The 26,457-nt window shown below is 70.2% G+C and carries 26 protein-coding genes; 16 read left to right on the forward strand and 10 right to left on the reverse strand.

Annotated elements, in window-relative coordinates; genetic code table 11:
* The first annotated feature begins 3 nt into the window (after positions 1 to 3).
* The 14 genes from nuoG to K3554_RS07470 all read left to right on the forward strand — a co-directional run bounded on the left by nuoG (position 4) and on the right by K3554_RS07470 (position 14,024).
* Positions 4 to 2,025: an NADH-quinone oxidoreductase subunit NuoG gene (gene nuoG / locus K3554_RS07405; protein ID WP_259945480.1), complete on the forward strand. Its 2,022-nt coding sequence runs from the start codon at positions 4 to 6 to the stop codon at positions 2,023 to 2,025.
* Positions 2,026 to 2,027: 2 nt separating this feature from the next.
* Positions 2,028 to 2,447, forward strand: a complete 420-nt coding sequence (locus K3554_RS07410; protein ID WP_409197341.1) for a hypothetical protein — start codon at positions 2,028 to 2,030, stop codon at positions 2,445 to 2,447.
* Between the two features lie 36 nt (positions 2,448 to 2,483).
* On the forward strand, positions 2,484 to 3,527 hold the full coding sequence (gene nuoH / locus K3554_RS07415; RefSeq protein ID WP_259945481.1) for an NADH-quinone oxidoreductase subunit NuoH: 1,044 nt from the start codon (positions 2,484 to 2,486) through the stop codon (positions 3,525 to 3,527).
* A gap of 1 nt (position 3,528) precedes the next feature.
* Entirely contained in the window at positions 3,529 to 4,023 is a 495-nt protein-coding gene (gene nuoI, locus K3554_RS07420) for an NADH-quinone oxidoreductase subunit NuoI (protein WP_259945482.1), read from the forward strand.
* Positions 4,020 to 4,244 (forward strand): hypothetical protein, encoded by a 225-nt coding sequence (locus K3554_RS07425; protein WP_259945483.1) that lies wholly within the window; start codon positions 4,020 to 4,022, stop codon positions 4,242 to 4,244. Before nuoI ends, K3554_RS07425 begins: the two co-directional genes overlap by 4 nt.
* The gene (locus K3554_RS07430) at positions 4,241 to 4,633 is read left to right on the forward strand and encodes a carboxymuconolactone decarboxylase family protein (RefSeq protein ID WP_259945485.1); all 393 of its coding nucleotides are present in this window, start codon (positions 4,241 to 4,243) and stop codon (positions 4,631 to 4,633) included. Before K3554_RS07425 ends, K3554_RS07430 begins: the two co-directional genes overlap by 4 nt.
* Positions 4,630 to 5,244 carry an NADH-quinone oxidoreductase subunit J gene (locus tag K3554_RS07435; protein ID WP_259945487.1) on the forward strand — a complete coding sequence of 205 codons (615 nt, stop codon included), beginning with the start codon at positions 4,630 to 4,632 and terminating at the stop codon, positions 5,242 to 5,244. Before K3554_RS07430 ends, K3554_RS07435 begins: the two co-directional genes overlap by 4 nt.
* Positions 5,245 to 5,410: 166 nt before the next feature.
* The gene (gene nuoK / locus K3554_RS07440) at positions 5,411 to 5,716 is read left to right on the forward strand and encodes an NADH-quinone oxidoreductase subunit NuoK (RefSeq protein ID WP_259945489.1); all 306 of its coding nucleotides are present in this window, start codon (positions 5,411 to 5,413) and stop codon (positions 5,714 to 5,716) included.
* A gap of 1 nt (position 5,717) precedes the next feature.
* Positions 5,718 to 7,847 carry an NADH-quinone oxidoreductase subunit L gene (gene nuoL / locus K3554_RS07445; RefSeq protein WP_259945491.1) on the forward strand — a complete coding sequence of 710 codons (2,130 nt, stop codon included), beginning with the start codon at positions 5,718 to 5,720 and terminating at the stop codon, positions 7,845 to 7,847.
* 7 nt (positions 7,848 to 7,854) lie between these two features.
* Positions 7,855 to 9,402, forward strand: coding sequence for an NADH-quinone oxidoreductase subunit M (locus K3554_RS07450; protein ID WP_259945493.1), 1,548 nt, complete (start codon positions 7,855 to 7,857; stop codon positions 9,400 to 9,402).
* A 9-nt stretch (positions 9,403 to 9,411) separates the two neighbouring features.
* The gene (gene nuoN / locus K3554_RS07455; RefSeq protein ID WP_259945495.1) at positions 9,412 to 10,845 is read left to right on the forward strand and encodes an NADH-quinone oxidoreductase subunit NuoN; all 1,434 of its coding nucleotides are present in this window, start codon (positions 9,412 to 9,414) and stop codon (positions 10,843 to 10,845) included.
* 13 nt (positions 10,846 to 10,858) lie between these two features.
* Positions 10,859 to 11,587, forward strand: coding sequence for a biotin--[acetyl-CoA-carboxylase] ligase (locus tag K3554_RS07460; protein WP_259945496.1), 729 nt, complete (start codon positions 10,859 to 10,861; stop codon positions 11,585 to 11,587).
* Positions 11,578 to 12,351, forward strand: coding sequence for a type III pantothenate kinase (locus tag K3554_RS07465; RefSeq protein WP_259945497.1), 774 nt, complete (start codon positions 11,578 to 11,580; stop codon positions 12,349 to 12,351). Before K3554_RS07460 ends, K3554_RS07465 begins: the two co-directional genes overlap by 10 nt.
* On the forward strand, positions 12,348 to 14,024 hold the full coding sequence (locus tag K3554_RS07470) for a ribonuclease J (protein WP_259945498.1): 1,677 nt from the start codon (positions 12,348 to 12,350) through the stop codon (positions 14,022 to 14,024). The genes K3554_RS07465 and K3554_RS07470 overlap by 4 nt, the downstream gene beginning before the upstream one ends.
* 98 nt (positions 14,025 to 14,122) lie before the next feature.
* On the opposite strand, the gene K3554_RS07475 is transcribed toward K3554_RS07470, so the two are convergent.
* Positions 14,123 to 15,640, reverse strand: a complete 1,518-nt coding sequence (locus tag K3554_RS07475) for a DEAD/DEAH box helicase (RefSeq protein WP_259945499.1) — start codon at positions 15,638 to 15,640, stop codon at positions 14,123 to 14,125.
* A gap of 345 nt (positions 15,641 to 15,985) precedes the next feature.
* Here K3554_RS07475 and K3554_RS07480 point away from each other — a divergent pair, with 345 nt between their 5' ends.
* Complete coding sequence (locus tag K3554_RS07480) at positions 15,986 to 16,414, forward strand: OsmC family protein (protein ID WP_259945500.1); 429 nt, start codon at positions 15,986 to 15,988, stop codon at positions 16,412 to 16,414.
* A 36-nt stretch (positions 16,415 to 16,450) separates the two neighbouring features.
* On the opposite strand, the gene K3554_RS07485 is transcribed toward K3554_RS07480, so the two are convergent.
* The 4 genes from K3554_RS07485 to K3554_RS07500 all read right to left on the reverse strand — a co-directional run bounded on the left by K3554_RS07485 (position 16,451) and on the right by K3554_RS07500 (position 20,499).
* Complete coding sequence (locus K3554_RS07485) at positions 16,451 to 17,062, reverse strand: exopolysaccharide biosynthesis protein (RefSeq protein ID WP_259945501.1); 612 nt, start codon at positions 17,060 to 17,062, stop codon at positions 16,451 to 16,453.
* A 69-nt stretch (positions 17,063 to 17,131) separates the two neighbouring features.
* Positions 17,132 to 17,743 carry a hypothetical protein gene (locus tag K3554_RS07490; protein WP_259945503.1) on the reverse strand — a complete coding sequence of 204 codons (612 nt, stop codon included), beginning with the start codon at positions 17,741 to 17,743 and terminating at the stop codon, positions 17,132 to 17,134.
* Between the two features lie 450 nt (positions 17,744 to 18,193).
* Positions 18,194 to 18,883 carry a hypothetical protein gene (locus K3554_RS07495; protein ID WP_259945505.1) on the reverse strand — a complete coding sequence of 230 codons (690 nt, stop codon included), beginning with the start codon at positions 18,881 to 18,883 and terminating at the stop codon, positions 18,194 to 18,196.
* A complete protein-coding gene (locus K3554_RS07500; protein WP_259945507.1) occupies positions 18,880 to 20,499 on the reverse strand; it encodes a peptide chain release factor 3 in 1,620 nt (539 codons plus the stop codon). Before K3554_RS07500 ends, K3554_RS07495 begins: the two co-directional genes overlap by 4 nt.
* A gap of 84 nt (positions 20,500 to 20,583) precedes the next feature.
* Here K3554_RS07500 and K3554_RS07505 point away from each other — a divergent pair, with 84 nt between their 5' ends.
* Positions 20,584 to 20,949, forward strand: coding sequence for a nuclear transport factor 2 family protein (locus K3554_RS07505; protein WP_259945509.1), 366 nt, complete (start codon positions 20,584 to 20,586; stop codon positions 20,947 to 20,949).
* Between the two features lie 21 nt (positions 20,950 to 20,970).
* Here the strand turns inward: K3554_RS07505 and K3554_RS07510 are convergent, their stop codons facing one another.
* From K3554_RS07510 to K3554_RS07530, 5 genes are all read right to left on the reverse strand, one after another.
* Positions 20,971 to 21,318 (reverse strand): DUF1294 domain-containing protein, encoded by a 348-nt coding sequence (locus tag K3554_RS07510; RefSeq protein WP_259945511.1) that lies wholly within the window; start codon positions 21,316 to 21,318, stop codon positions 20,971 to 20,973.
* Positions 21,311 to 22,756, reverse strand: a complete 1,446-nt coding sequence (locus K3554_RS07515; RefSeq protein WP_259945513.1) for an aldehyde dehydrogenase family protein — start codon at positions 22,754 to 22,756, stop codon at positions 21,311 to 21,313. Before K3554_RS07515 ends, K3554_RS07510 begins: the two co-directional genes overlap by 8 nt.
* A gap of 97 nt (positions 22,757 to 22,853) precedes the next feature.
* The gene (locus K3554_RS07520; protein WP_259945516.1) at positions 22,854 to 24,407 is read right to left on the reverse strand and encodes a dipeptide ABC transporter ATP-binding protein; all 1,554 of its coding nucleotides are present in this window, start codon (positions 24,405 to 24,407) and stop codon (positions 22,854 to 22,856) included.
* 160 nt (positions 24,408 to 24,567) lie between these two features.
* Positions 24,568 to 25,383 (reverse strand): ABC transporter permease, encoded by an 816-nt coding sequence (locus K3554_RS07525; RefSeq protein WP_259945519.1) that lies wholly within the window; start codon positions 25,381 to 25,383, stop codon positions 24,568 to 24,570.
* Between the two features lie 11 nt (positions 25,384 to 25,394).
* Complete coding sequence (locus K3554_RS07530; protein WP_259945520.1) at positions 25,395 to 26,336, reverse strand: ABC transporter permease; 942 nt, start codon at positions 26,334 to 26,336, stop codon at positions 25,395 to 25,397.
* Positions 26,337 to 26,457 lie beyond the last annotated feature (121 nt).

A 26,457-nucleotide genomic window follows, 5' to 3' on the forward strand; every position in this document is an offset into this window, starting at 1 on the left:
CGCATGGGCGACCTGAGGAAGATCGTGATCGACGGCCAGGAGGTCGAGGTCGACGGGGCCACCACCCTGATCCAGGCCTGCGAGCAGGCGGGCATCGAGATCCCGCGCTTCTGCTATCACGAGCGCCTGAGCATCGCCGGCAACTGCCGCATGTGCCTCGTGGAGGTGGTCGGCGGCCCGCCCAAGCCCGCCGCCTCCTGCGCCATGCAGGTGCGCGACCTGCGCCCCGGACCCGAGGGCCAGCCGCCCCAGGTCCGCACCAACTCGCCCATGGTCAAGAAGGCCCGCGAGGGGGTGATGGAGTTCCTGCTCATCAACCATCCCCTCGACTGCCCGATCTGCGACCAGGGCGGCGAGTGCGACCTGCAGGACCAGGCCATGGCCTACGGCGTGGACTTCTCGCGCTACCGCGAGCCCAAGCGCGCCGCCGTGGACCTCGACCTCGGGCCGCTGGTCGAGACGCACATGACGCGCTGCATCTCGTGCACCCGCTGCGTGCGCTTCACCACCGAGGTGGCCGGAATCACCCAGATGGGGCAGGTGGGCCGCGGCGAGGACAGCGAGATCACCTCGTACCTCGGCGAGACCCTGAAATCGAACCTGCAGGGCAACATCATCGACCTGTGCCCCGTGGGCGCGCTGGTCTCGAAGCCGTATGCCTTCACCGCACGCCCCTGGGAGCTGACCAAGACCGAGACCGTGGGCGTGATGGACGCGCTCGGCGCCTCGATCCGCGTGGACACCAAGGGGCGCGAGGTCATGCGCATCCTGCCTCGCAACCACGACGGCACCAACGAGGAGTGGCTCGACGACAAGACCCGCTTCGTGTGGGACGGCCTGCGCCGCCAGCGCCTCGACCGCCCCTACATCCGCGAAAACGGCAAGCTGCGCCCCGCCACCTGGCCCGAGGCGATCGGCGCCGCCGCCGCCGCGCTGAAAGGCGCCGCGAAGCCCGCCGGCATCGTCGGCGACCTGGCCCCCACCGAGGCGGCCTTCGCGCTGCGCATGCTCATGGACTCCCTGGGCGGCGTGACCGAGTGCCGCACCGACGGCGCCAAGATCGGCCCCGAGCGGGCCTCCTACGCCGGAACGGCCGCCATCGAGGACATCGACGCGGCCCGCAACATCCTCGTGGTCGGCGCCGACCCGGCCGTGGACGCGCCCGTGCTGAACGCGCGCATCCGCAAGGCCTGGCTCGCCGGCGCCGACGTCGGTCTGGTGGGCGAGGCCGTGGAGATGACCTTCCCCTACGCCCACGTCGGCACGGACCGCGCGGCCCTCGCCGGGCTGCTCGACCACGAGGTGTCGGACGAGACCCGGGAGACGCCCTCGCTGGTGATCGTGGGCATGGGCGCGCTCGCGGGCGATGACGGCGCCGCCGTGCTGGCCGCCGCGCGCCGCGTGGCCGAGAACTCCAACTCGGGCCTCCTGATCCTCCACACCGCCGCCGGGCGCGTCGGCGCCATGGACGCGGGCGCCCACTGCGAGGGCGGCATCGCCGAGGCGCTCGCGGGCGACGTGGTCTTCAACCTCGGCGCCGACGAGGTGGACGTCCCCGCCGGGCCATTCGTGATCTACCAGGGCTCCCACGGCGACCGCGGCGCGCACCGCGCCGACGTGATCCTGCCCGCCGCCGCCTGGACCGAGGAGCAGGGCCTCTTCGTGAACACCGAAGGGCGCCCGCAGCTGGCCCTTCGCGCCTCGTTCGCGCCGGGCGAGGCCAAGGAGAACTGGGCGATCCTGCGCGCGCTCTCGGCCGAGGCGGGGCACCAGCTGCCCTTCGACAGCCTCGCCGCCTGCCGCCGCCTGCTGGTCGAGCACGCCCCTGTGCTGGCCGAGATCGACGCCGTGGCCGAGAACCGCTTCGAGGCCGCACCGTCCGACGCCGCGATGGCCGAGGGGGACTTCGCGCGAACGCCACGCGACTTCTACCTCACGAACCCGGTCGCGCGGGCCTCGCAGCTCATGGCCGAGCTCTCGCGCATCGCCTCGGGCCGCGACGCCGCCTCGCTCGCCGCCGAGTAGCCGTGCGCCGCGCGCCCCCGGCGCTCCTGGCCGGGCCGCTGCTGGCGGCCTGCGCCGCCGCCGCGCCCCCGCCGCCCGAGGCCGCGATCGAGGTCACGCTGTTCCGCCCCGAGTACCGGGGCGTGGAGACGGCTCTGCTCGCCCCCGACCTCGTGCGTCTGCGCGTGGCGATGGCCGGCGCGCGCGATCTCGCGGACCTGCGCGCCTATGCCGACTGCGCCGCCGCGCAGTACGCCCTGATCCGCGGCTTCCGCTACGCGCGGCACGTGCGCACGGCGCCGTCGGGGGAGGGCGAACGGGGTGGCGTCCGGCGCGCGGATGCTGTTTACACCGTCTCGCCGGACCTGCCGCGCGGGCTCAGGACCATCGAGGCCGAGGATCGCGTCGCGGAGTGCCGTCGTCGCGGCATCCCCACGGTCTGACCGCGCGCCGAAGACGACGCGAAGCAAGGGAACGACATGTCCGAATTCCTCCTCAGCCCCCTCGGGATCGCGCTGACCATCCTGGTCCAGTGCCTCGCCGTGCTGGGCTTCGTGATGATCTCGCTGCTGTTCCTGGTGTACGGCGACCGCAAGATCTGGGCCGCCGTGCAGATGCGCCGCGGCCCCAACGTGGTCGGCCCGTTCGGCCTGCTGCAGACGGTGGCCGACGCGCTGAAGTACGTGGTCAAGGAGATCGTGATCCCCGCCGGCGCCGACCGCACGGTGTTCTTGCTCGCGCCCCTCGTCTCCTTCGTGCTCGCCATGATCGCCTGGGCGGTGATCCCGTTCTCGGATGGCTGGGTGCTGGCCGACATCAACGTCGCCATCCTCTACGTCTTCGCCGTGTCCTCGCTCGAGGTGTACGGCGTGATCATGGGCGGCTGGGCATCGAACTCGAAGTATCCCTTCCTCGGCTCCTTGCGGTCCGCGGCGCAGATGATCTCCTACGAGGTGTCGATCGGCCTGATCATCATCGGCGTGATCCTCTCGACCGGATCGCTCAACTTCGGCGACATCGTGCGCGCGCAGGACAACGGCTGGGGCTTCTTCGGCTGGTACTGGCTGCCGCACTTCCCGATGGTGTTCCTGTTCTTCATCTCCACCCTGGCCGAGACCAACCGCCCGCCCTTCGACCTGCCCGAGGCCGAGTCCGAGCTCGTGGCAGGCTACCAGGTGGAGTACTCGTCGACGCCGTTCCTGCTGTTCATGGCAGGCGAGTACATCGCGATCTTCCTGATGTGCGCGCTGACCTCGCTCTTGTTCTTCGGCGGCTGGCTGTCGCCGGTCCCGTTCCTGCCCGACGGCGCCTTCTGGATGGTGCTGAAGATGGCGTTCTTCTTCTTCCTCTTCGCCATGGTGAAGGCGATCGTGCCGCGCTACCGCTACGACCAGCTGATGCGGCTGGGCTGGAAGGTGTTCCTGCCCCTGTCGCTGGCCTGGGTGGTGATCGTGGCCTTCCTGGCCAAGTTCCAGGTCGCCGGCGCCTTCTGGGCGCGGTGGGAAATCCCGGGAGTGATCTGAGATGACGCAAGTGGACTGGACCCGCGCCGCGAAGTACGCGCTGCTTGCCGACATCTGGGAAGGGTTCCGGCTGGGCTTCAAGTACTTCTTCGCGCCCAAGGCGACCGTGAACTATCCCCACGAGAAGGGTCCGCTCTCGCCCCGCTTCCGCGGCGAGCACGCCCTGCGCCGGTATCCCAACGGCGAGGAGCGGTGCATCGCCTGCAAGCTGTGCGAGGCGATCTGCCCTGCCCAGGCGATCACCATCGACGCCGAGCCGCGCGAGGACGGCTCGCGCCGCACCACGCGCTACGACATCGACATGACCAAGTGCATCTACTGCGGCTTCTGCCAGGAGGCCTGCCCCGTGGACGCCGTGGTCGAGGGCCCCAACTTCGAGTTCGCCACCGAGACCCGCGAGGAGCTGTTCTACGACAAGGAGAAGCTGCTCGCGAACGGCGATCGCTGGGAAGCGCTGATCGCCAAGAACATCGAGCTGGACGCGCCCTACCGATGAGCGAGAATGTCGAGAACCTCATCCTGACCCAGCTTCGGGAGATCCGCGACGAGCAACACGCCTCGCGCGAGGAGCGCGCCGCGTTCCGCAGCGAGGTGAAGCGCGAACTGAAGGACCTGCGGTCCCTCATCGGCGGGCAAGGCGTGATCCTGACCTCGATCGCGGGCTACATCCATCAGGTCGAGGAGCGGGTGGAAGCGCTCGAAGGGGACACGGAATGACCGACGCGCCCAACCCCTTCGCCCAGTGGATGGCGCAGATGCAGGACATGGCGAAGACCATGAACCCCGCGCTGGAGCACTTCACGCCCCAGGGCTTCGAGAAGCTCTGGCCCACCATGCCCGGCGACATGGTCGAGCAGTTCGCCGGCAAGGGCATGAACCCCGAAGGGCTCGACGCCAAGACGAAGATGCTGCTGACCCTCGCCGGCCTCACCGTGCTGGGCGCGCAGGCCGAGAGCCAGATCCGCATCACGGTCCGCCAGGCCGTGGAGCAGGGCGCCACCCCGCAGGAGGTCGCCGAGACCATCGGCCTCATGGGCCTGTTCGGCGGCCTGCCCGCCATGAACAAGGCCATGACCCTCGCCAACGAGGTTCTGGAGAAGAAATGACCGTCGCCGACTTCGCCTTCTACCTGTTCGCCGCCCTCGTGATCCTGGGCGGGCTGATGACCGTCGTGTCCCGCAACCCGGTCCACTCGGTGCTGTGGCTGATCCTCACTTTCCTCTCCACTGCCGGCCTCTTCGTGCTGCTGGGCGCCGAGTTCGTCGCCATGCTGCTGGTGATCGTCTACGTGGGCGCGGTGGCGGTGCTGTTCCTGTTCGTGGTGATGATGCTCGACATCGACTTCGCCGAGCTGAAGGCCGAGATGGCGCGCTACGTGCCGCTGGCGGGCCTGATCGGGCTGGTGCTCCTGATGCAGCTCACCATCGCCTACGGCGTGTGGGAATCGGCCGAGGGCGTCGTGGTTGCCGACGGCATCGCCACGCTGGTGCCGCTTGCCGAGCAAAACACCGCGGCCATCGGGCTGGTGCTCTACGACGACTACCTGCTGGCCTTCCAGCTCGCGGGCCTGATCCTGCTGGTCGCCATGATCGGCGCCATCGCCCTCACGCTGCGGCACCGCAAGGACGTCAAGCGCCAGGACATCCTGCAGCAGATCTGGCGCGATCCGGCCAAGGCCATGCGCACCACCGACGTGAAGCCGGGGCAGGGGCTCTGAGCCGACCCATCCGCGGTCCCATCCCGGGGCCGCCCGACAGGAGGACGACCCATGTCCCGCACCACCCTCATCATCATCATCGTCGTGCTGATCATCCTGGTTTTCGGCGGCTTCAGCTTCCTGTAGGCCGCGGCCAAACGGGGCAGCAGACCCACGCGAGGGACACATGATCGGACTCGAGCACTACCTGACGGTCGCCGCCGCGCTCTTCGTGATCGGCGTCTTCGGCATCTTCTTGAACCGCAAGAACGTCATCATCATCCTGATGAGCGTCGAGCTGATCCTGCTCGCCGTGAACATCAACTTCGTCGCCTTTTCGGCCTTCCTGGCCGACATCTCGGGGCAGGTGTTCACGCTGTTCGTGCTGACCGTGGCCGCCGCCGAGGCCGCCATCGGGCTGGCCATCCTCGTGTGCTTCTTCCGCAACCGCGGCACCATCGACGTCGAAGACGTGAACCGGCTGAGGGGCTGACATGCTGACGATCATCCTCCTCGCGCCCCTCGTGGGCGCGCTGATCTGCGGCTTCGGCTGGCGCTTCATCGGCGAGCGCGCTGCGCTCTTCACCGCGACCGGCCTGCTGTTCCTCGCAATGCTCCTGTCGTGGGTCGTATTCCTGAGCCACGACCCCGCCGAGATCCGCCACGTCAACCTCATGCGCTGGATCGAGAGCGGCACGCTCGCCACCGACTGGTCGATCCGCCTCGACCGGCTGGTCTCGATCATGCTGGTGGTGGTCACCACCGTCTCGGCGCTCGTGCACCTCTACAGCTTCGGCTACATGGACCACGACCCCCAGTGGCGCGAGGGCGAGACCTACAAGCCGCGCTTCTTCGCCTACCTCAGCTTCTTCACCTTCGCGATGCTGACGCTGATCACGGCCGACAACCTGCTCCAGCTCTTCTTCGGCTGGGAGGGCGTGGGCGTCGCCTCCTACCTCTTGATCGGCTTCTACTGGCGCAAGCCGAGCGCAGGCGCCGCCGCCATGAAGGCGTTCATCGTCAACCGCGTGGGCGACTTCGGCTTCCTCCTGGGCATCTTCGCGCTGTTCTTCCTGGTCGACTCGATCCAGTTCCGCGACATCTTCGCCGCCGCGCCCCTGATCGCCGACATCAACCTCGAGTTCATAGGCGGCACCTTCAACGCCGCCGAGCTCGTCGCCGTGCTCCTGTTCATCGGCGCCGCCGGCAAGTCCGCGCAGCTGGGCCTCCACACCTGGCTGCCTGACGCCATGGAAGGCCCGACCCCCGTCTCGGCCCTGATCCACGCCGCCACCATGGTGACCGCGGGCGTGTTCCTGGTCTGCCGCATGTCGCCGGTGCTGGAGTTCGCGCCGAACGCCATGGCCTTCGTCGCCGTCATGGGCGCGCTGACCGCCTTCGTGGCCGCCACGATCGGGCTGGTGCAGAACGACATCAAGCGCGTGATCGCCTACTCCACCATGTCGCAGCTCGGCTACATGTTCGTGGCCGCCGGCGTGGGCGCGTACTCGGTCGCCATGTTCCACCTCTTCACCCACGCCTTCTTCAAGGCGATGCTGTTCCTCGGCGCCGGCTCGGTGATCCACGCGATGCACCACGAGCAGGACATGCGGAACTACGGCGGCCTGCGCACGAAGATCCCCTATACCTTCTGGGCGATGATGATCGGCACCCTCGCCATCACCGGCGTCGGCATCCCGCTGACCCACATCGGCTTCGCGGGCTTCCTGTCTAAGGACGCCGTGATCGAGTCGGCCTTCGCGGGCACGCAGGGCGGGATCGTGTTCTGGCTGCTGGTCGTGGCCGCCGCACTCACCTCGTTCTACTCGTGGCGCCTGATGTTCCTCACCTTCTTCGGCAAGCCGCGCGGCGACCGGCACACCCACGAGCACGCCCACGAGAGCCCGCTGGTGATGACCGCGCCCCTCGGCGTGCTGGCCGTGGGCTCGGTGCTGGCCGGCATGGTCTGGTACGGGCCGTTCTTCGGCTCGCAGTCCAGCGTCGACGCGTGGTTCGGCATCTCCACCCACGCCGCGGTGGAGCACGGCGCGCCGCTGGTCGAGGACGGGCACGGCGACGATGAGGCCGAGGCCGCGATCGTCGCCACGGACGAGGGCACCGCCGTCGCCGCCGTCGCCGACGACCACGCCGCCGACCGTCCCCTGCAGGAGCCGGGCGAGGGCGCGATCTTCATCGGCCCCGAGAACCACGTGATCCACGAGGCCCACGAGGTGCCGAAGTGGGTCAAGGTTTCGCCCTTCGTGGCGATGCTGCTGGGGCTGGGCACGGCTTGGCTGTTCTACCTGCGCAGCACCGCGCTGCCGGGGGCCTGGGCGCGCACCGTTCCGCCGCTCTACCGGTTCCTGCTCAACAAGTGGTACTTCGACGAAATCTACCAGTACGTCTTCGTGAACCCCGCCAAGTTCCTGGGCCGCTTCCTGTGGAAGCGCGGCGACGGCGACGTCATCGACGGGACCATCAACGGCCTCGCCATGGGCGCCGTGCCCACCGCCACCAAGTGGCTCAATCGCGCCCAGTCGGGTTACATCTTCACCTACGCCTTCACGATGGTGCTGGGGCTCGTCGCCCTGATCACCTGGATGACGCTGGCCGCCGCGAACTGAAGCCCCCATGGACAACCTTCTCTCGATCATCACCTTCACGCCGCTGATCGCCGCGGCGATCCTGGCCCTGTTCCTGCGCGGCGACGACGAGGCGGCGCAGCGCAACGCCAAGTGGCTCGCCCTCGGCGCGACCGGCTTCACGTTCCTGGTCTCGATCTTCCTCCTGACCGGGTTCGACCCGGCCGACACCGGCTTCCAGTTCCTGGAGGACCGCGAGTGGCTGCTCGGTTTGCGCTACAAGATGGGCGTGGACGGCATCTCGATCCTGTTCGTGATGCTGACCACCTTCCTCATGCCGCTGGTGATCGCGTCCTGCTGGACCGTGACCCACCGGGTGAAGGACTACATGGTCGCGCTCCTGGTGCTCGAGACGCTGATGCTCGGCGTGTTCTCGGCGCTCGACCTGATCCTGTTCTACCTCTTCTTCGAGGCGGGCCTGATCCCGATGTTCCTGATCATCGGCATCTGGGGCGGCAAGGAGCGCATCTACGCATCCTTCAAGTTCTTCCTCTACACCCTGCTCGGCTCGGTGCTGATGCTGGTCGCCATGATCGCCATGTACGTGGACGCCGGCACCACCGACATCCCCGCGTTGCTGGAGCACCGCTTCGCCTTCGACACGCTCTCGGTCCTCGGGATCACCATCCCGGGCGGCATGCAGACGCTGCTCTGGCTCGCCTTCTTCGCGTCGTTCGCGGTGAAGATGCCCATGTGGCCCGTGCACACCTGGCTGCCCGATGCCCACGTGCAGGCGCCCACCGCCGGCTCCGTGGTGCTGGCCGCGATCCTCCTGAAGATGGGCGGCTACGGCTTCCTGCGCTTCTCCCTGCCGATGTTCCCCGTGGGCTCCGAGATCCTCGGCCCCCTCGTGCTGTGGCTGTCCGTGATCGCCATCGTCTACACCTCGCTGGTGGCGCTGATGCAGGAGGACATGAAGAAGCTGATCGCCTACTCCTCGGTTGCCCACATGGGCTTCGTGACCATGGGCATCTTCGCCGCCAACCGGCAGGGCATCGACGGCGCGATCTTTCAGATGATCAGCCACGGCTTCATCTCCGGCGCGCTCTTCCTGTGCGTGGGCGTGATCTACGACCGGATGCACACCCGCGACATCGCCGCCTATGGCGGGCTCGTGAACCGGATGCCGGCCTATGCCGCCGTCTTCATGCTCTTCACGCTGGCCAACGTCGGCCTGCCGGGCACCTCCGGGTTCGTGGGCGAGTTCCTCACCCTCATGGGCGTGTTCCAAGTCTCCACCATCATCGGCGTGATCGCCTGCACCGGCGTGATCCTGTCGGCGGGCTACGCGCTGTGGCTCTACCGCCGGGTGGTGTTCGGGGACCTGATCAAAGAATCCCTGCGCTCGATTACCGACATGACGGGCCGCGAGCGCGCGATCTTTGCGCCGCTGATCTTCTTCACAATCCTGCTCGGGGTCTATCCCAGCCTCGTCACCGACGTCATCGGCCCCTCGGTGGCCGAGCTGGTCGCGCGCTACGACGTGGCCACGGCCAACCTCGACCTCCACACCGCCGTCGCCGCGGCCGACCACTAGGAATCCGCGATGTCCGCCGACCTCTCCACCGTCCTTCCCGAGATCGTGCTCGCCGTCTGGGCCATGGGCTCGCTGCTCGCCGGCGTCTACGGCGGCAAGGACGCCATGGCCAAGCCGCTGACCTGGATGACCGCCGCCGTGCTGGTGGTGGTCGCCTTCTGGATCGGCGTGACCGATGCCAACGGCCTCGGCTTCGGCGGCATGGTCCTGAAGGACGGCTTCGCCCGCTTCGCGCAGGTCACCATCCTTCTCTCCGCTGCCGTCGTGCTGCTGATGTCCACCGACTGGATGGAGCGCCACGCGCTGCTGAAGTTCGAGTACCCCCTGATCGTCACCCTCGCCGTCGTCGGCATGATGGTGATGGTGGCCTCGAACGACCTCCTGACCCTCTACATGGGCCTCGAGCTGCAGTCGCTGTCGCTCTACGTGCTGGCCGCCCTGCGCCGCGACTCCGCGCGCTCCACCGAGGCGGGCCTCAAGTACTTCGTGCTCGGCGCCCTGTCGTCGGGCCTGCTGCTCTACGGCATCAGCCTCGTCTACGGCTACACCGGCTCCACCAACTTCCGCACCGTGATCGCCGCCGCCATCGACGGGCACCTCGCCCTCGGCCTCCTGTTCGGCCTCGTGTTCCTGCTGGCCGGCCTCGCCTTCAAGATCTCGGCCGCGCCGTTCCACATGTGGACCCCGGACGTCTACGAGGGCGCGCCCACGCCGATCACCTCGCTCATGGCCACCGCCCCCAAGGTCGCCGCCATGGCGATGTTCGCCCGCGTCACCTACGGCGCCTTTGGCGGCGCCGTGGCCGACTGGCAGCAGATCGTCGTGGTGTTGTCGGTGATCTCGATGTTCCTCGGCGCCATCGCCGCGATCGGCCAGCGCGACATCAAGCGCCTCATGGCCTACTCCTCGATCGCCCACATGGGCTACGCGCTGATGGGCCTCGCCGCCGGCACGGCCGCGGGTGTGCAGGCGATGCTGCTCTACATGGCGATCTACGTCGTCATGAACCTCGGCACCTTCGCCTTCATCTTGTCGATGACCCGCGACGGGCGCGAGACCACCGACATCGCCTCGCTCAACCGGCTATCGGACCGCCATCCGGGCCGCGCGCTGGCCCTCCTGGTGCTGATGTTCAGCCTTGCCGGCATTCCGCCCCTCGTGGGCTTCTTCGCCAAACTCTACGTGCTGCAGGCTGCGGTGAACGCGGGTCTCACCTGGCTCGCCATCCTCGGCGTGATCGCCAGCGTCATCGGCGCGTTCTACTACCTGCGCATCGTGTTCTACATGTACTTCGGCGAGGAGGACGCGCCCCTCGACGCAGGGATGCGGACCCTGCCGTGGGTCACGCTGGTGGCCGCGGCCGCGATCATGGTGCTCGGCGTCGTCAACATGTTCGGCCTCGAGGGCGTGGCCGCCGCCGCCGCCCTGACGCTGGTGCCGTGATGCGTTGCCGCGCTTGAGCTGGCCCGAGGGCGTCGGCCGCATCGTTCTGGGCACGGTCGGCTCCACCTCCGAGGAGGCGCGCCTCCGTGCCGCCTCCGCACCGCTCTGGGTGCTGGCCCACGCGCAGACCGCGGCGCGGGGCCGCCGGGGGCGCCCCTGGGCCATGCCGCTGGGCAACTTCGCCGCCTCGCTGGCCTGGCGCCCGCCCGGCACGCCCGCCGACCACGCCCTGCGCTCCTTCGCTGCCTCGCTGGCCCTCCTCGACGCGCTGGAGGCGTTCGGCGTGGAGGGGTTGGCGCTCAAGTGGCCCAACGACGTGCTGCTCGGAGGCGCCAAGCTCGCCGGCATCCTCCTCGAGGCGCCCGATCCGGAGCTCGTGGTGCTTGGCGTCGGCGTGAACCTCGCCGCCGCACCCGACACGTCCGCGCTGGAGCCCGGCGCGCTGCCGCCCGCGTCCCTGGACGGACGCGTCGCCCCCGAGGCCCTGCTGGACGCGCTCGCCCCCCGCTTCGCGGCCGAGGAGGCGCGCCTGATCGCCGAGGGCTTCGCGCCCCTGCGCCGCGACTGGCTGGCCCGCGCCCACGGCCTCGGCGCCCCGGCCACCGCGCGCCTGCCCGCCGAGACCGTGCCCGGCACCTTCGAGGACGTCGATGCGGCCGGCCACTTCGTGATGCGCACGCCCGGCGGCCGCCGCGCGATCCCGGCGGGCGACGTGTTCTTCGGAGGCCGCCCATGCTCCTGACGATCGACTGCGGCAACACCAACACCGTTTTCGCGCTCTGGGACGGGACGCGCTTCGCGGCCGAGTGGCGCATGGCCACCCAGCATCAGCGCACCGCCGACGAGTACTACACCTGGCTGCGCACCATGATGCGCCTCCACGACCTGGAGGTGACGATCACGGACTGCATCGTGTCCTCCACGGTGCCCCGGGTCGTGTTCAACCTGCGCGTCCTGTGCGACCGCTACTTCGGCACCCGCCCCCTCGTGGTCGGCAAGCCCGAGTGCCGCCTGCCGGTGCCTCCGCGGGTGGACGAGGGCACCACCGTCGGCCCCGACCGGCTGGTCAACAGCGCCGGCGGCTTCGACCGCCACGGCGGCGACCTCATCATCGTCGACTTCGGCACCGCCACGACTTTCGACGTAGTGGACACCGACGGGGCCTACGTGGGCGGCGTCATCGCCCCCGGCGTGAACCTTTCGCTGGAGGCGCTGCACATGGCGGCCGCCGCGCTGCCGCACGTCGACATCACCCACCCGCAGCGCGTGGTGGGCACGAACACGGTGGCCTGCATGCAGTCGGGCATCTTCTGGGGCTACGTCGGGCTGGTGAAGGAGATCACCGCCCGCATCCGCGCGGAACGGGACCGGTCCATGACCGTTGTCTCCACCGGCGGGCTCGCGCCCCTCTTCCAGCAATCCGAAGACCTCTTCGACCACCTCGAGGGTGACCTCACGATGCACGGCCTGACCGTCATCCACCGATTCAACAAGGACAATCCATGAGCAGAGACCGCCTCATCTACCTACCACTCGGAGGCGCCGGCGAGATCGGAATGAACGCCTACGTCTACGGCTACGGCCCCGAGGGGAAGGAACGCCTGATCCTCGTGGATCTGGGCATCGCCTTCCCGGACATGGACACCACCCCCGGCGTCGACATCATCCTTCCCGACGTCTCGTGGCTGATGGACAAGCTCGACCGCCTGGAGGCGGTGTTCGTGACCCACGCCCACGAGGACCACGTGGGCGGGATCGGCCACCTCCACGGGCGCCTCGGCGGCCCCGCCGTGCACTGCCGCCGCTTCACCGCCAACCACGCCCGCCGCAAGCTCAAGGAGCAGGGCCACGACGAGCGCGCTGTGGTCGTCTCCGAGCCCTGGCCCGCGCAGGTCGAGGCGGGGCCGTTCAAGGTCGGCTTCCTGCCGATCTCGCACTCGATCCCCGAGTCGTCGGCGCTGGTGATCGACACGCCCGCGGGCCGCATTGTCCACACGGGCGACTTCAAGATCGACCTCGTGCCCGTCTTGGGCGAGGCCTTCGACGCCGACAGCTTCCGCGAGGTCGCCAAGGGCGGCGTGCGCGCGCTAGTGTGCGACTCGACCAACGTGTTCAACAAGCACGAGGGCCGCTCCGAGAGCCTCGTCGGCCCCAACATCCGCGAGCTGGTCGCCGGATCGAAGGGCATGTTCGTCGCCACCACCTTCGCCTCCAATGTCGCGCGCCTGGTCTCGCTCGCGCGGGCCGGCGAGGCGGCGGGCCGCTCGATCTGCCTCATGGGCCGCGCCATGCGCCGCATGACCGAGGCCGCCGTCGAGGAGGGCATCCTCACGGACTTCCCCAAGACCGTCTCGCCCGAGGACGCCGCCAGCCTCCCGCGCGAGAACCTGATGCTGATCGTCACCGGCAGCCAGGGCGAGCGGCGCGCGGCCTCGGCGCAGCTGAGCCAGGGCAAGTACTTCGGCATGGAGATGCGCGAGGGCGACACGTTCCTGTTCTCGTCCAAGACCATTCCCGGCAACGAGAAGGAGGTGGCGCGGATTATGAACGCCTTCTCGGAGATGGGCGTCGACGTGGTCACCGACGACGACGGCCTGTTCCACGTCTCGGGCCACGCCAACCGCCCCGACCTCGAGACGATGCACGCGCTCGTGGATCCCGCATCGGTGATCCCGATGCACGGCGAGCACCGCCACCTGCGCGAGCACGCGCGCCTCGCGCGCAGCCTCGGGCGCGAGGGCGTTGTGGCGCCGAACGGCACCATGCTCGATCTCGCGGGCAACAAGCCCACGGTGATCGACCGGGTGGAGACGGGGCGCACCTACCTCGACGGCTCCACGCTGGTGGGCCAGTTCGACGGCGTGGTGCGCGACCGCATCCGCATGGCGCTGAACGGCCACGCCGTGGTCGCCGTGATGGTCGAGGACGACGACCAGATCATGGAGGAGGCCTGGGTGAGCCTGCGCGGCCTGCCCGAATCGGGCCGCGCCGGGCGCGACCTCGCCGAGGAGATGGAGCGCGAGCTCGGCCAGCGACTGGGCCGCGTCGACACCCGCACCGCGGGCGACGATGACGCGCTGGAGGCGCTGATCAAGAAGGCCGTGCACCAGGTCGCCCAGGAGGAGATCGGCAAGCGCCCCGAGGTGACGGTGCTGATCACCCGGCTGGCCTCGGAGTAGGCGACGAGGCCCCGGCGCGAGCCGGGGCAACCTCCCGAACGAAGAAGGGCGCGCCCGGCGGCGCGCCCTTTCTCGTCTTCGGCGGATGACCCGCAGCTCTAGCCGCGAACGCCCTCGGTCTCGCGCCGTTCCGCGAAGCTCATCTCGATGAACCCCGGCACGTGGTCGCCGAGGCCCACGACGCGCGCGCCGCCACGGTCGTCGCCGCCGCCCGTGCGTACCCGTCCGCCGCGCGAGCGTCCGCCGCGCCCGGAGCTGCTGCGTTGCTCGCGCGGGGCCTCCTCGCGGGGCGCCTCGGCCTCCGCGGGCGCCGCCTCGGCGGGGGCGGGGACCTCGACCGCTTCGGCCGTGGCCTGGGCGGGCGCCTCGTCGCGGGGCTTGCCGCGCGAGCGCGAGCGGGACCGCGTCTTGGGCTTCTCGTCGCGCGCCGGGGCCTCGGCCTCCGCCGCATCGCCGCCGGTGCCGCCGCCGAGCGGGTTGTCGCCCGCCGGGATCGGATGGCCGATCAGCTTCTCGATGGCGTCGAGGTACTTCTCGTCGGCCGGCACCGCGATCGTGTAGGCCGTTCCCAGCTTGCCCGCGCGGCCCGTGCGGCCGATGCGGTGGACGTAGTCCTCGGCGTGGGAGGGGACGTCGAAGTTGAACACGTGGGACACGTCCGGAATGTCGAGCCCGCGCGCCGCCACGTCGGAGGCCACGAGGAAGCGCAGGCTCCCGTCGCGGAACCCGTCGAGGGTGCGCGTGCGCTGGGACTGGTCGAGGTCGCCGTGGATCGGCGCGGCATCGAGCCCATGCTGCTTCATGGACTTCGCCACCACGTCCACGTCGACCTTTCGGTTGCAGAACACGATCGCGTTCTTGCAGGCCTCGCCATCGCGCTCGATCAGCGCGCGCAGGATCGCGCGCTTGTCCTTGAAGGCGACGTCCCGGCGGCGCGAGTCGCCGCGCACGAGCACCTGAGTGATGGTCTTGGAGGTGGTGTTCTGGCGCTCCACCTCGATCTTCACCGGGTTCGAGAGGAACGTGTTGGTGATCCGCTCGATCTCGGGCGCCATGGTGGCCGAGAAGAACAGCGTCTGGCGGGTGAAGGGCGTCATCTCGAAGATGCGCTCGATGTCGGGGATGAACCCCATGTCGAGCATCCGGTCGGCCTCGTCGACGACCATGATCTGCACGCCCGTCAGCAGCAGCTTGCCGCGCTCGAAGTGGTCGATCAGGCGGCCGGGCGTGGCGATCAGCACGTCGACGCCGCGGTCGATCAGCTGCTCCTGCTCCTTGAAGCTGACGCCGCCGATCAGCAGCGCCTTGGTCAGCTTCGAGCCTTCCGCGTAGGTGTCGAAGTTCTCGGCCACCTGCGCGGCCAGCTCGCGCGTGGGCGCGAGCACGAGGCTGCGGGGCATCCGCGCGCGGGCGCGGCCCTTGGAGAGCTTGGTAATCATCGGCAGCGTGAAGCTGGCCGTCTTGCCGGTGCCGGTCTGGGCGATGCCCAAGACGTCGCGGCCCTCGAGCGCGGGCGGGATCGCGTCCGCCTGGATCGGGGTGGGGGTGTCGTAGCCCGCGGCCTCCACGGCCTTGAGCACCTTCGGGCTGAGGCCCAGGTCGGAGAATTTCGTCATCGGCGTCCTCTTGGCGTGCGGCCCCATTGCCGCTTCGCCGGGGTTTCTGGACGCTTGGGTTCCGGGCGTCCGTGATCGGGAGGGGGGCGGATGGCCCCGGGGCCCGCGCCTTCACAGGCGCGGAACCGCTATCAACCCCGCGGCGCCGGGTCAACGCGGCGGATCGTGGAGGAAGTGGGGAGCCGGCGGCGGCCGTTCAATGGGACGGCGCGCACCGCGACGCCGCACCCGCGCACCGATGCTGCGCGTGCAGCGCGGGAACGCCGCCCCGCCGGCGTTCGTTGCGCCCCCGCGAACGATGGCCGGCTCGCCGGCCCGCACAGGAACACCGAAAGGAGGCCACCCATGGCCATCACGAAACGCGGCAGCGCCCACTGGACCGGAACCCTCAAGGAGGGCAAGGGCACCGTCTCGACCGGCTCGGGCGCGCTGAAGGACAACCCCTACGGGTTCAACACCCGCTTCGAGGACAAGCCCGGCACCAACCCCGAGGAGATGATCGCGGCGGCCCACGCCTCGTGCTTCTCGATGGCGCTGTCGATGGTGCTCGGCCAGCACGACGTGACCGCCGAGGCGATCGATACGAAGGCCGCCGTGAAGCTCGAGGAGAAGGACGGGGGCTTCGCGGTCACCGCCTCGCACCTCGACGTCACGATCAAGGCGCCCGGCGCCGACGAGTCGACCCTGCGCGAGGCCGCCGAGGGGGCCAAGCAGAACTGCCCGATCTCGAAGCTGCTGAACGCGGACATCACCATGGACGTCACGATCGCCTGACGCCCCGCGCCGGCGTGCCCCTCGGGGCGCGCCGGCCTAGCCGCCGCCGACCCAGGGCAGCGGCACCGGCGAGAGCCACAGCATCAGCGCGATCACCGGGATCACCAGCACGCCCGCCAGCGCCACCAGCACGCCGTTGTCGGCCGTCAGGCCCAGACCGAACAGCGCCACGGGCAGCGCCAGCGCCGCCGGAAGTCCCGGCACGGCGCCGAGCACGATCATCACCGCGCCGCATAGCATCGTCAGGATCGCGCCGCCCCACTGGGCGTAGCGGTGCCGCGCCCACTCGGTCCAGCGCGGCCCCACGAGGCGGTCGGCCTTGCGCGTCCAGCGATGCGCGCGCTCCAGGCTGCGATGCACCGGCTCGGCGCTGAAGGTCCGGCGCGAGATCCAACCCGGCAGCCGCACCCCGTCTCCGCCCTTCAGAAGCTGCCAGCCCGTCAGCACGAGTATCAGGCCCACCACCGCGGGCATCCCCGGCAGCATGCCCACAGGCAGCAGCATGGCGAGGCTGGAGACGAGGAGGATGGGTCCGAAGCCCTGCTCGCCGAGCGCATCGAGCACGTCGCCCACGGAGATGCGCTCGGCGTCCGTGGCGACGTCCTCGATCTGGTCGACCGGCTCCTCGATCGGGCCGCTTCCGGACATGGCCGCCTCCCCGTGGTTGCGAGGGGAAAACGTGACGGATCGCCGCGGGTTCCGCGCGCGAGAGGCGGGTCAGGCGGCGGAGGGGTGCAGCGCGGGGGCGTATCCGGCCCGCAGCAGGGCGAGCGTAGGCGCGGGCGTCAGCACCTCGGCGGGGCCATGGGGCAGGGGCCGCGGCGCCCCGTAGCCGCCCGCCGCGAAGCGGCGCAGGGCGCCCCCGTGGACGAGATGCGGCGCGCCGTCCCAGACAGCGAAGGCACCGTCGGGCAACGCGCCCACGTCGTCCGTCCGGCCCCGGCGCATGCGGCGGCCCCCCGGCTCGGCCCGCGCCTCGTGCAGCACGGCGTCCATCGCCGGGACCGCCGCCACGCCGTGCACCTCGTCCCACAGCGCCCGCCACCGCGCGAAGGCCGCGCGCCGGCAGGTGCCGCAGGGCCGATGTCCCGCCGCGAGCGCCACCGCCTCGTCGAGGAAGAACAGCTCCGTGTAGCGCCCCGGCTGCCGCAACTTGCGGTGGCGCCCCCCGAACTCCAGCGCGCAGCACACCCACGCCTTGTGCGCCCAGCGCTTGGGCAGCGCCTCGCCCCGGTCGTCGAGGAGGATGCCACGATTGCCCATGAGGGTGCCTGGCTCGGGGTCGGCGCGGAAGCGACCGTCGGGGTGGACGCGGTTGGGGTGGGGCATGGGGCCAGCGTCGGTTAATTTCGCCGGCCCCGCAACTCGGGGCAGGGCGCGCCGTGCCTCGGGTCAGGATACGTCGCGGGGAGGCACGTGGCCTTCGCCGCCACCACCGCGCAGCGACGTCCCCCCGAACACGCGCCCCCCCGGGGCGCACCAGAATCCGCGGCGACCACTCACGGAGCGCCCGAACAGAAGGCCCGCGGGAGCGAACCCGCGGGCCTTCGCTACGGCAGCGTCCTTGCGGTGGACGCCCAGTCGCTCCACCACCGCACCCCGCCCGGACCCTCGGACGGCTCGATCCGCACCGCGTTCGCTAAGTAGTCCCCCAGCCCCCGCAGCGCGAACGACGCCTGCTCCACCGGGGCCATCTTGAGCATCCTGGTCGACCAGTCCTATTCCTCTAACGGTTTGAGCAAAAGCGACAAACAGAACGGACCCACCTCCAGAGTGGTGTCAATGTAGCCGAAACAGTTCCCCATTTGTGAGAAACAGAACAGTATCAAAAAGTGTGCAACTGCGGTTGCGTGCCTGATAATCCGCAACCGCACGTTTCAGATTTGTTCCCGCTGGGGAAGCGCGATCATAGATGACGAGCCAGCGCTCTGTTGCATTCGTAATGTCGGGGTAGTTGTGGGCTCTGGTCAGCTTCTCTTGAACCCTAGCCTCTACCATCCTTGTAATTCGTTCTTCCCAATCATTTCCGTATGAAGGACGATCTTTGAAATCTAGCGCCCGAGCAACCAACTCCTTCACTTCCTCACGTCTGTCACGCTTTTTAGGATGAAGGGATTTACCGAGGTAGTCGCCAGCCATAAAGAGGCCGTTAACAGAGTAGGGTTGATCTGTATCCCCCAATATCTCTAGCGCCTGCGCATAAATCTCTGGGATTAAACTCGTGACTTCGATCGCAATGCTTGCATTATCACTCTGGAGCCAAAAATCTGGGCGATCGCTATGCTGAAGCAGCAAACTGCTGTCTGGTAGAAGATTTCTGACCTTGGAGATCGCTTTGGCTATGATCCAGAATTCCCGAGATGCTTTCCGAAAGCGTCGGTCTCCATGAGTATCAGGGGAAATCTCATTGAGAAGTGAAATGAGATGGACCGGCGATGTAGCTGAAACTTGTATGGGGGTACTTCTCACACCATCAGCTCCTTCGTCGCCGACAGGGTGATCTCCGGAAAGTCGCGCACCACGCGGTCGATGTCCCACTGGAGGCGGGTCAGGAACACCACGTCGCCGTCGTTGTCGTGGGCGATGTGCTGCTTGTTCTTGGCCACCAACGCGTCCACCGCCGCGTCGGGCCCGTGGACCCAGCGCGCCGAGGTGAACTGCGAGCCCTCGAAGCGCACGGGCAGGCCGTATTCCAGCTCGATCCGGCTGGCGAGCACCTCGAACTGGAGCGCGCCCACCACGCCCACCACGTGTCCCGAGCCGATCGCCGGCTTGAACACCTTGGCGGCGCCTTCCTCCGCGAACTGCATCAGCGCCTTGTCGAGGTGCTTGGCCTTCATGGGATCGCCCGCGCGCACCGACTGCAGGAGCTCTGGCGCGAACGAGGGGATGCCCGTGAACTTCAGCGCCTCGCCCTCGGTCAGCGCGTCACCGATGCGCAGCTGCCCGTGGTTCGGAATGCCGATGATGTCGCCGGCCCAGGCCTCCTCGGCCAACTCGCGGTCGGCGGCTAGGAACAGCACCGGGCTGGAGATCGCCATGGGCTTCTTGGATCGCACGTGCGTCAGCTTCATGCCCCGCTCGAAGTGTCCGGAGGCGAGGCGCACGAAGGCCACGCGGTCGCGGTGCTTGGGGTCCATGTTGGCCTGCACCTTGAACACGAAGCCCGCGACCTTGGTCTCCTCGGGCGAGACCTGCCGCGGCTCGGCGCGCTGGGGCTGGGGCGCGGGGCCGAACTCGGCGATGCCGGTCATCAGCTCGCGCACGCCGAAGCTGTTGATCGCCGAGCCGAACCAGATCGGCGTCAGCGAGCCTTCCAGGAAGGCGACGCGGTCGAAGGCGGGCATCAGCCCGCGCGCCATCTCCAACTCCTCGCGCAAGTTGTCGAGCAGCTCGGCGGGGACGTGCTCGGCGAGCCTCGGGTCGTCCAGCCCCTCGATCGCCACGGTCTCGGCGACGCGGTTGCGGTCGGCGCGGTCCATCAGTTCCAGCCGGTCGTGCAGCAGGTCGTAGCAGCCCACGAACTCGCGCCCCCGGCCGATGGGCCAGGAGGCAGGCGTCACGTCGATGGCCAGGTTCTCCTGGATCTCGTCGATGATCTCGAAGGTGTCGCGGCTCTCGCGGTCCATCTTGTTGCAGAACGTCAGGATCGGCAGGTCGCGCAGGCGGCAGACCTCGAACAGCTTCTGGGTCTGGCTCTCGACGCCCTTGGCGCCGTCGATCACCATCACGGCGGCGTCCACGGCCGTCAGCGTGCGGTATGTGTCCTCGGAGAAGTCCGAGTGGCCCGGCGTGTCCACGAGGTTGAAGCGGTACTCGTCCTGCCCTCGCGCGAAGTCGAACGACATGGCCGAGGCCGAGACAGAGATGCCCCGGTCCTTCTCCATCGCCATGAAGTCCGAGCGCGTGCGCCGCGCCTCGCCCTTGGCGCGCACCTGTCCCGCCATCTGGATCGCGCCGCCGAAGAGCAGGAACTTCTCGGTCAGCGTCGTCTTGCCCGCGTCGGGGTGCGAGATGATCGCGAAGGTCCGGCGGCGGCCGATCTCCGGGGGCAGGGGCGGGCGGTTGGTGGGGGTGTCCAGCATGGCGGGCATATACGGACGCACTCCCGCCCCCGCAACGGCGGGCGCCGTGCTACGCTGCAGCATTCCGAATCGGGGGAGTGGGCGATGGCTTTGATGGATGTGGCGCGCGAGCTGGTGGCCGGCTGCCGCGAGAATCGCACCGAGGAGAACCTCGACAAGCTCTACGCGGAGGACGCGGTCAGCGTCGAGGCGGTGGACCAGGGGCAGGGACGCGAGGTGCACGGGCTCGACGGCATCCGTGGCAAGCACCAGTGGTGGGACAGCACCTTCGAGACGCTGGACGCCACGGTGTCCGACCCGTTCCCCCACGGCGACGACCGCTTCGCCGTGATCTTCGAGATGCGCGCCCGCAACAAGGGGAGCGGCGAGACCTTCGACATGAAGGAGGTCGCCGTCTACCACGTCGACGGGGGCAGGATCGTGCGCGAGGAGTTCTTCTACGGGTCCTAAGCCCCTCGGGACGCGGCCGCCTCAGGCAAGGCCTGCGCCCGCGACGTCCCACGCCGCCGCCGCGATCCGACCGATCGCGGCGCGGACCCCGGGGACCACGAGCAGCAGCGCGCCGGCCTGCGCGAGCATGATCCCGTTCAGCACCGTGCGGAACGGCTCCTTGCGCGTCTTGTGGCGCAGGCGCCGCTGCGCCAGCTTGGCGCCCGGCGACCCGCCCAGGAGGGCCATCAGCAGGAGCGTGCGCTCGGGCACGCGCCGCGCCCCCGCGACCGCGGCGCGCTTGTCGCGGGCGAATACCCCGTAGGTCGCGGCGTTCCAGAGCATCGCCGCCCCGGCCGCGAGCGAGGCCCAGGGCCACGGATCAACCATGCCGCGCCGCCACCGTCTTGAGCTGGCTGAACCCGTAGAGCGCCTCGAAGCCCTTCTCGCGCCCGTGGCCCGAGCGGCCCACGCCGCCGAAGGGCAGCTCCACGCCGCCGCCGGCGCCGTAGTTGTTCAGGAACACCTGCCCCGCGCGCAGGTCGCGGGCCATGCGCATCTGGCGCGCGCCGTCGCGGGTCCAGACGCCGGCCACCAGCCCGTAGTCGGTGCCGTTGGCGACCGCGACGGCCTCCTCCTCGCCCTCGAAGGGGATCACCACCTGCACGGGGCCGAAGATCTCGGACTGTGCGAGGTCGTGGCCCGGCGCCACGCCCGTGAGCAGGTGCGGCGCGACGTAGTGCCCGGCGGCATCGGTCACGATCCGCCCCGTGGCCGCCACCTCAAGACCGTCCGCGCGGGCGAGGAACCCCTCCACGATGCCGCGCTGGCGCGCCGAGATCAGCGGGCCGACGTCGAGGTCCTCGACTGCCGGCCCCACCCGCAGCGCCGCGATGCGCTCGGCCATGCGCGCGACCACCTCGTCGTGGCGGCTGCGGTGCACCAGCACGCGCGAGCCGGCCGAGCAGGTCTGGCCGGCGTTCTGGATGCCGGCATTGACGAGGAAGGGCAGGGCGTCGTCCAGGTCCGCGTCCTCGAACACGATCTGCGGCGACTTGCCCCCCAGCTCCAGCGTCACCGGCACCGCGTTGGCCGCCGCCGCCGTCTGGACGGCGGTCCCTGCGGCCACGGAGCCGGTGAAGCTGACGTGATGGACGCCGGGATGGCCAGCGAGGGCGGCGCCCGCCTCGGGGCCGGTGCCCGGAACGACGTTCAGCGCGCCGGGCGGCAGCCCCGCCTCCTCGGCCAGCCGCGCAAAGGCCAGCGCGGTCAGGCACGCCTCCTCGGCGGGCTTCAGGACGCAGGCGTTGCCCATGGCGAGCGCGGCGCCGACCGAGCGGCCGATGATCTGCATGGGGTAGTTCCACGGCACGATGTGTCCCGTGACCCCGTGCGGCTGGCGCAGGGTGTAGACGGTGTAGCCGTCGAGATAGGGGATCGTCTGTCCGTGCACCTTGTCGGCGGCGCCGCCGTAGAACTCGCAGTAGCGCGCGAGCGCCACCGCGTCGGCCCGCGCCTGACCGAGCGGCTTGCCCACGTCGGTCGCCTCCAGCAGCGCCAGCACGTCCACCCGCTCCTCGACCAGACGCCCCAGCCGGGCGAGGACGCGGCCCCGCTCGAAGGCTGGCGTCCGCCCCCACGGCCCGCGCATCGCCTCGTGGGCGGCGGCCACGGCGGCGTCGATCTCGGCCGAGCCGCCGCGGGCGATCTCGCCGATCGCCTCGCCCGTGGACGGGTTCTCCAGCGCCATCGTGTCGTGCGCGCGGATCCAGCGGCCCCCGATCAGCATCTCGGCGGGGTCGAACCACAGGGCGGTGTCGAAGTTCATCGGTCGGTCCTCCTCGGGGGATGCGTAAGGGGCGGTGCGACGAGGGGCCAGAGGGGCGGAGCGTCGCACCGGCCTTGCGCCGGCGGCACCCGAAGGCTCAGGACAGGGGCGCGTCTTCGGCCACCCACCCCTCGGGGATGCGCGGCGCCGCCGCGAGCAGGGTCCGCGTGTAGGGATGCTTCGGCGCCTCGAGGGCGGCGCGCCCCTCCTCCACGATCCGCCCCGCCCGCATCACCAGCACCCGGTCGCAGAGGCTGCGCACCACCGTGAGGTCGTGGGAGATGAACAGGTAGCTCAGGCCCAGCCGCTCCTGCAGCGCGCGCAGGAGGCCCAGGACCTGCGCCCGCACCCGCACGTCGAGCGCGCTCACGGCCTCGTCCAGCACCAGCACGGCCGGATCGGTGACCAGCGCGCGGGCGATGGCGATGCGCTGGCGCTGCCCGCCCGAGAACTCGTGGGGCAGCTTGGCGGCGTCCGAGGCCGCCAGCCCCACCGCCTCCAGCGCCGCGCCCACCTTCGCCCGCCAGTCCGGGGGGCGCCCGGTGAGGTGGAACGGCTCGGCCACCAGCCGCGCCACGGTCCAGCGCGGGTCGAACGAGCCGTAGGGGTCCTGGAACACCACGGAGACGTCGGCCCGCTGCCTCCGGTCCATCGCCGCGCCCGCGGGCCGGCCCCGGAGGCTCACGGTGCCCGCATCCGGTGCCTCCAGTCCCAGCAGCATCCGCGTGAGGGTGCTCTTGCCGCACCCGCTCTCGCCCACCAGCCCCAGCGCCTCGCCCCGGTGCAACGCGAAGCTGACCCCGTCCACGGCAACCGTCTCGCCGTAGCGCCGCACCAGCCCGTGCGCCTCCAGCATCCGTTCGGGCGCCTGCGGACGCGCGGCGCGCGGCGAAGGGCGGGACGCGTCGACGAGCTGGCGGGTATAGGGGTGGCGGTGGGTGCGGAACAGCGCCTCGGTGGCGCCCCGCTCCACCACCTCGCCCCGGCGCATGACGGCCACACGGTCCGCGGTCTCGGCCACCACGCCGAGGTCGTGGGTGATCAGCAGCATCCCCATGCCCTCCTCGCGCACGAGGTCGCGGAGGAGGTCCAGGACCTTCGCCTGCGTGGTGACATCCAGCGCCGTGGTCGGCTCGTCGGCGATTAGGAGGGCGGGGCGGCGGGCGATGGCCATGGCGATGCAGACCCGCTGGCGCTGCCCGCCCGACAGCTCGTGCGGGAAGCGGTCCAGCCCGATCCGCTCCAGCCCCACCCGGTCGAGGCGCGCGCGGGCGACGCGCCGGGCCTCCGCGCGCGGCGTGCCCGCGAGGCGCAGCCCCTCGGCCACCTGCGCGCCGATCGTGTGCACGGGGTTCAAGGCGGTCATCGGCTCCTGGAAGATCATCCCGATCCGCGCGCCCCGGACCCCGAGCCAGTCCCGCTCGCGCAAGGCGAGCAGGTCGCGCCCCTCTAGCGGGATGCGACCCCTAGCGGCGGCGCCCTTCGGCAGCAGACCCATGGCGGCGAGGGCTGTGACGGACTTGCCCGACCCGCTCTCGCCCACCAGCCCGAGGATTTCGCCCTGCCGCACCTCCAGGGAGACGCCGCGCAGCACGGGCGCGCCGTGGATCGCGACGTCGAGGCCGTCGATGGCGAGCAGGGGGCCGGTCACCGAGGCGCGCGCGGCATGGACGCGCCCCGCGATGCGGCGAGGGCAGGGGGCGTCCGCGGGTGGTCGCGAAGCGGCCGCCCATGGGGGCGGACGGCCGCTGCCCGGCGGTTCCCGCCGGGCGGGACGGGGCCGCAGCGAAGGCGCACCGAAGCCGACGCCTTCACATCCGCACCCGCCGCAGCCGCGGGTCGAGCGCGTCGCGCAGCCCATCGCCGAGCAGGTTCAGACCCAGCACCGTCACCACGATGGCCAGCCCCGGCAGGACCGCCAGCTCCGGTGCCACGTAGATCATGGTCTGCGCATCGCTCAGCATCCGGCCCCAGGACGCGGTGGGCGGCTGGGCGCCGAGGCCGACGTAGCTCAGAGCCGCCTCGGCGAGGATTCCCAGGGAGAACTGGATAGTGGCCTGCACGACGAGGAGGCTCGCGACGTTGGGCAGGATGTGCTCGGCCGAGATTCGCAGACGCCCCTTGCCGGCCACTCGCGCGGCGGCGACGTAGTCCAGCGTCCAGAGGGGCAGGGCGCCACCCCGGGCCACGCGCGCGAACACGGGCACGTTGAAGATGCCGATCGCCAGGATCGCGTTCAGCGCCGAGGGGCCGAACACGGCGGTGATCAGGATCGCGATCACCAGCGACGGGAACGCGAACACGAGGTCGTTGCCCCGCATGATCGCCTCGTCCACCCAGGAGCCCCGCTTGGCGGCGGCCCACAGGCCCAGCGGTACGCCGAGGCCCACCCCGATGCCCACCGCCACCAGCGCCACTGCGATCGAGGTACGCGCGCCCTCCATCAGCATCGACACCATGTCGCGCCCGAAGTGATCGGTGCCGAGCGGATGGCTCCAGGACGGCGCGAGCCCGCGCGCGGCGATGTTCAGGGCGGCGGTGTCGTGGGGCACCCAGACGAGGCTCAGGAGCGCGGCTGCCGCCACCAGCGCCGTCAGCACCGCGCCGACCCGCACGCCCCAACTCATACGCATCCCCCTCACCGGCGCCGTAGCCGGGGGTCGGCGGCCGCATAAGCGACCTCCACGAGGAACGTCACCAGGATCACGGCGGCCACGAGCAGCATCGTCACCGACTGCACCACCACGAGGTCGCGCTGGGTGATGCCCTGGAAGATCAGCCGCCCCAGCCCCGGCAGGAAGAACACGTTCTCGATCACGATGGCGCCCGCCAGCAGGAACGAGAACTGGAGCCCGAGGATCGTCAGCACCGGGATCATGGCGTTGCGCAGCGCGTGGCGCACCACCACGGCGCGGCGGCTCAGGCCCTTCGCCCGCGCCGTGCGCACGTAGTCCTGCTCCAGCGTGTCCAGCACCGCGCCGCGCAGCACGCGCGCCAGGATCGACGCCTGGGGCAGGGCGAGCGACACCGCTGGCAGTGTCAGCGCCCCCATCGCGGCCACGGGATCGTCCCAACCCGGAAAGCCCCCGGCGCCGACCCAGCGCAGGGTGACCGCGAAGAGGAGCACGAGCAGCATCGCGAACCAGAAGTTCGGCACCGCGATCCCGAGCTGCGTCGCCCCCATCACCCCCCAGTCCGCCGGCCCGCCCCGCGAGGCCGCCGCCAAGAGGCCCACCGGGATCGCCACCGCGACCGTCAGGACGAGGGCGTAGAGGGCGAGCGGTGCGCTTACCCCGATCCGGTCGGCCACGAGGTCGGCCACCGGCACGCGATAGGTGTAGGAGGTGCCGAAGTCGCCCCGCACCATGCCCGCGACCCAAGAGGCGTAACGCTCCACCAACCCGCCCTCGAGGCCCAGCTCGGCGCGCAGGGCAGCCACGGTCTCGGGGCGCGCGTTGAGGCCCAACATGAACGCCGCCGGATCGCCCGGCACCGCCTGCAGCATCGCGAAGATCACCACGCTCGCGGCCACGAGGCTGAGCGCGAGCGAGACGGCGCGGCGGGCGAGGGCGCGGAGCATGGGGCGACGCTAGAGGAACGGGCGGGGGGGTGGAAGCGCGTGCGGCTCGCGGACCGCAAGCCGCACGCCCCCCGACCTTCCCCGAGCGGCGCGCTTCCCGGAACGCCGCCCGGCCGCCACG

The organism is Jannaschia sp. W003 (assembly GCF_025144335.1).
Lineage (GTDB): Bacteria > Pseudomonadota > Alphaproteobacteria > Rhodobacterales > Rhodobacteraceae > Jannaschia.

Coding starts and splice junctions, on each gene's coding strand:
- K3554_RS07505 (WP_259945509.1), top strand. CDS start 20,584: ATGGCTTTGATGGATGTGGCGCGCGAGCTGGTGGCCGGCTGCCGCGAG.
- K3554_RS07470 (WP_259945498.1), top strand. CDS start 12,348: ATGAGCAGAGACCGCCTCATCTACCTACCACTCGGAGGCGCCGGCGAG.
- K3554_RS07475 (WP_259945499.1), bottom strand. CDS start 15,640: ATGACGAAATTCTCCGACCTGGGCCTCAGCCCGAAGGTGCTCAAGGCC.
- K3554_RS07435 (WP_259945487.1), top strand. CDS start 4,630: ATGACCGTCGCCGACTTCGCCTTCTACCTGTTCGCCGCCCTCGTGATC.
- K3554_RS07530 (WP_259945520.1), bottom strand. CDS start 26,336: ATGCTCCGCGCCCTCGCCCGCCGCGCCGTCTCGCTCGCGCTCAGCCTC.
- nuoI (WP_259945482.1), top strand. CDS start 3,529: ATGACGCAAGTGGACTGGACCCGCGCCGCGAAGTACGCGCTGCTTGCC.
- nuoN (WP_259945495.1), top strand. CDS start 9,412: ATGTCCGCCGACCTCTCCACCGTCCTTCCCGAGATCGTGCTCGCCGTC.
- nuoH (WP_259945481.1), top strand. CDS start 2,484: ATGTCCGAATTCCTCCTCAGCCCCCTCGGGATCGCGCTGACCATCCTG.
- nuoK (WP_259945489.1), top strand. CDS start 5,411: ATGATCGGACTCGAGCACTACCTGACGGTCGCCGCCGCGCTCTTCGTG.
- K3554_RS07465 (WP_259945497.1), top strand. CDS start 11,578: ATGCTCCTGACGATCGACTGCGGCAACACCAACACCGTTTTCGCGCTC.
- K3554_RS07525 (WP_259945519.1), bottom strand. CDS start 25,383: ATGAGTTGGGGCGTGCGGGTCGGCGCGGTGCTGACGGCGCTGGTGGCG.
- K3554_RS07450 (WP_259945493.1), top strand. CDS start 7,855: ATGGACAACCTTCTCTCGATCATCACCTTCACGCCGCTGATCGCCGCG.
- nuoG (WP_259945480.1), top strand. CDS start 4: ATGGGCGACCTGAGGAAGATCGTGATCGACGGCCAGGAGGTCGAGGTC.
- K3554_RS07510 (WP_259945511.1), bottom strand. CDS start 21,318: ATGGTTGATCCGTGGCCCTGGGCCTCGCTCGCGGCCGGGGCGGCGATG.
- K3554_RS07480 (WP_259945500.1), top strand. CDS start 15,986: ATGGCCATCACGAAACGCGGCAGCGCCCACTGGACCGGAACCCTCAAG.
- nuoL (WP_259945491.1), top strand. CDS start 5,718: ATGCTGACGATCATCCTCCTCGCGCCCCTCGTGGGCGCGCTGATCTGC.
- K3554_RS07490 (WP_259945503.1), bottom strand. CDS start 17,743: ATGCCCCACCCCAACCGCGTCCACCCCGACGGTCGCTTCCGCGCCGAC.
- K3554_RS07425 (WP_259945483.1), top strand. CDS start 4,020: ATGAGCGAGAATGTCGAGAACCTCATCCTGACCCAGCTTCGGGAGATC.
- K3554_RS07515 (WP_259945513.1), bottom strand. CDS start 22,756: ATGAACTTCGACACCGCCCTGTGGTTCGACCCCGCCGAGATGCTGATC.
- K3554_RS07485 (WP_259945501.1), bottom strand. CDS start 17,062: ATGTCCGGAAGCGGCCCGATCGAGGAGCCGGTCGACCAGATCGAGGAC.
- K3554_RS07430 (WP_259945485.1), top strand. CDS start 4,241: ATGACCGACGCGCCCAACCCCTTCGCCCAGTGGATGGCGCAGATGCAG.
- K3554_RS07500 (WP_259945507.1), bottom strand. CDS start 20,499: ATGCTGGACACCCCCACCAACCGCCCGCCCCTGCCCCCGGAGATCGGC.